Annotated in this window: 2 protein-coding genes; both read left to right on the top strand. The window is 72.2% G+C overall.

What is annotated here, in order from left to right; all coding sequences use genetic code 11:
• Nucleotides 1-981: phosphopantetheine-binding protein (locus AB0C75_RS35815; protein WP_362896717.1), on the top strand; the 981-nt coding region annotated here is incomplete at its 5' end.
• Between the two features lie 84 nt (nucleotides 982-1,065).
• A partial coding sequence (locus AB0C75_RS35810; RefSeq protein ID WP_362896715.1) for a type I polyketide synthase occupies nucleotides 1,066-2,888 on the top strand: 1,823 nt, incomplete at its 3' end.

Genomic DNA, 2,888 nt, shown 5'->3' with positions numbered 1-2,888 from the left:
GATTACTGGGTCCGTCAGGTGCGTGAGGCCGTTCGGTACGGCGACGCGGTGACCACGATGTATGAGCACGGCGTCCGCACCTTCCTCGAAATCGGGCCCGGTGGTGCGCTCGCCGCCCTCGCAGCCCAGTCCCTGCCCGATGACGACCAGGACACCACCGTCGCGCTCGCCTCGGTTCGCTCCGGACTTGCTGAGCCGGAATCCGTGGTCCAGGCACTGGGCGCGCTGTACGGCCGGGGCGTGAGCTTGGACTGGGAGGCGTTCTTCGCCGGGTCCGGGGCCCGCCGGGTGCCACTGCCTACGTACGCCTTCCAGCGCCGGCGCTACTGGCTGGACGCGGACCGCTCGGCCGGTGCGGTCGGCACCCCTGGACCTGCGCCGACCGCACCGGCCGAGCGGGAACCTGACGCCCCCGAGGCCGTGCTCACCCTGACCGAACGACTCGCCGGTCTCACGGCGGCTCAGCGCGGAGCATATGTGCTGGAGACCGTGACCGCCCTGGTCGCTGCCGTCCTCAAGCACCCGGACCCGGCGGGCATCGTGCCCGACAAGCCGTTCCAGGAGCTCGGGTTCGACTCGCTGACCGGGGTGGAGCTGCGGAACCGGCTGGCGCGGTCCACAGGACTGAGCCTGCCCGTCACCGTCGTCTTCGACCACCCGAGCCCGTCGGCCCTCGCCGGCCATGTGCTGTCCCTCGCCACCGCCGAGACCGGGGCTCCGGCTGCTCCCGCCGATCCGTCCGCCGCCGTACGGACCGGACTGGCCCAGGTGGAGGCCGCGATCGGTGCCCTGCCGGATGACGACGTGCTGCGGTCCGAGGCCGCGACCCGGCTGCACGAGCTGCTTGAGCTGCTCTCCGAACCGGGAGCGGCGGCCACCGCCGCGCCGGACGGCTCCGAGGTGCGCGACCTGATCGCGACCGGTTCCACCGACGAGATCTTCGACTTCATCGACTCCCAGCTCGGACGCGTGGCGGACTGACGCGGCGCGGGGCCGCCCGGCGCGGGCGGCCCCGCGCTCCCGTGTCGTCCTGCCCTTCCCCGAACCACGAGAGGCTGATCACTCATGTCTGCTGCCACGCCGCCCGCCCCGCACGATGGCCAGAAAAGCGAGGAGAACCGGGAGAACCGGGAACAGAAGCTGGTCGACTACCTGAAGTGGGTGACCGCCGATTTGCAAAGGGCACGTGAGCGGATCGGCGAACTCGAGTCGGCCGACGACGAACCCGTCGCGATCGTCGGGATGGCCTGCCGGTTCCCGGGCGGGGTCTCCTCGCCCGGCGACCTGTGGCGCCTGGTCGCCGACGGTCGGGACGCGATCGGCCCGTTCCCCGCCGACCGCGGATGGGACCTGGACGCCCTCTACAGCCCCGATGCCGATGAGGCCGGCACCTCCTACACCCGCGAAGCCGGGTTCCTGGACGGAGCCGCGCTGTTCGACGCCGACTTCTTCGGCATATCGCCGCGCGAGGCACTGGCCATGGACCCGCAGCAGCGGGTGCTTCTGGAGACGGCCTGGGAGGCGCTGGAGGACGCGGGGATCGACCCCGCCTCCCTCCGGGGCTCCCGCACCGGGGTGTTCGCGGGGATCACCGAGCAGAGCTATCTCGGTCTCGAAGGCCCCGCGGAGCTCGAGGGCTACCTGATGACCGGCAAGCTGAGCAGCGTCGCCTCCGGGCGGATCGCCTACACCCTCGGCTTCGAAGGCCCCGCGCTGTCCGTGGACACCGCCTGCTCGTCCTCCCTGGTCGCGCTGCATCTGGCCGTCCAGTCGGTGCGCCGTGGGGAGTCCGGCATCGCGCTGGCCGGCGGCGCCACGGTCACGGCGACGCCGGGAGGCTTCGTCGACTTCAGCCGCCAGCGGGGGCTCGCCCCCGACGGCCGTATCAAGTCCTTCGCCGCTTCGGCCGACGGCACGTCCTGGTCCGAGGGGGCGGGTGTGCTCGTGGTGGAGCGGCTGTCGGACGCCTTGCGTTCAGGGCATCGAGTGCTGGCGGTGGTGCGGGGGAGTGCGGTGAATCAGGACGGTGCGAGCAACGGTCTGACGGCGCCGAACGGCCCCTCGCAGGAGCGCGTGATACGGGCGGCGCTGGCGGACGCCGGGCTTTCGGCCGGTGATGTGGATGTCGTGGAGGCGCACGGCACGGGGACTCGGCTGGGTGATCCGATCGAGGCGCAGGCGCTGTTGGCGACGTACGGGCAGGAACGAGAACAGCCGCTCAGGCTCGGCTCGTTGAAGTCCAACATCGGCCACACCGTCGCCGCCGCCGGTGTCGGTGGTGTGATCAAGGTGGTGCAGGCGATGCGGCACGGGGTGATGCCGAGGACGTTGCATGTGGATGAGCCGACGCCGATGGTCGACTGGTCCAGTGGTGCGGTCGAGCTGCTGACCGAGTCGCGGGAGTGGCCTTCGGCCGACCGCCCGCGCCGGGCCGCCGTCTCCGCCTTCGGCGTCAGCGGCACCAACGCCCATGTCATCCTCGAAGCGCCGCCGGAGGGCGCGCCCAGCCAGGAGTCGCCGCCCGCCACCGCGCTCCCCGCCGTCCCCTGGCTCCTCTCGGCCCGTGGCGAGCAGGCGCTGGCCGCCCAGGCCGAGCGGCTGCTCACGCACCTGGCCGAACACCCGGAGCCGACCGCCGCGGACATCGGGCTGTCCCTGGCCGGCACTCGCACCCTGCACGGCCACCGGGCCGCCGTGACCGGCGCCGATCGCACCGGGCTCGAGGCCGCTCTGCGCGAACTGGCCGCCGACCCGGCTCGATTCGCCGTCTCGTCCGCCAGCGCCCAAAGCCCTCTGGGGTTGGTGTTTTCGGGTCAGGGTGCGCAGTGGGCGGGGATGGGGCGTGAGTTGGCGTTGGTGTTTCCGGTGTTCGGGCGGGCGTTGGATGA

The sequence above is a fragment of the Streptomyces sp. NPDC048565 genome, assembly GCF_040650935.1.
In the GTDB taxonomy this organism is placed as follows: Bacteria; Actinomycetota; Actinomycetes; order Streptomycetales; family Streptomycetaceae; genus Streptomyces.
Note: the sequence above shows the minus strand (reverse complement) of the source record. Positions and strands in the feature narration are given on the sequence as shown.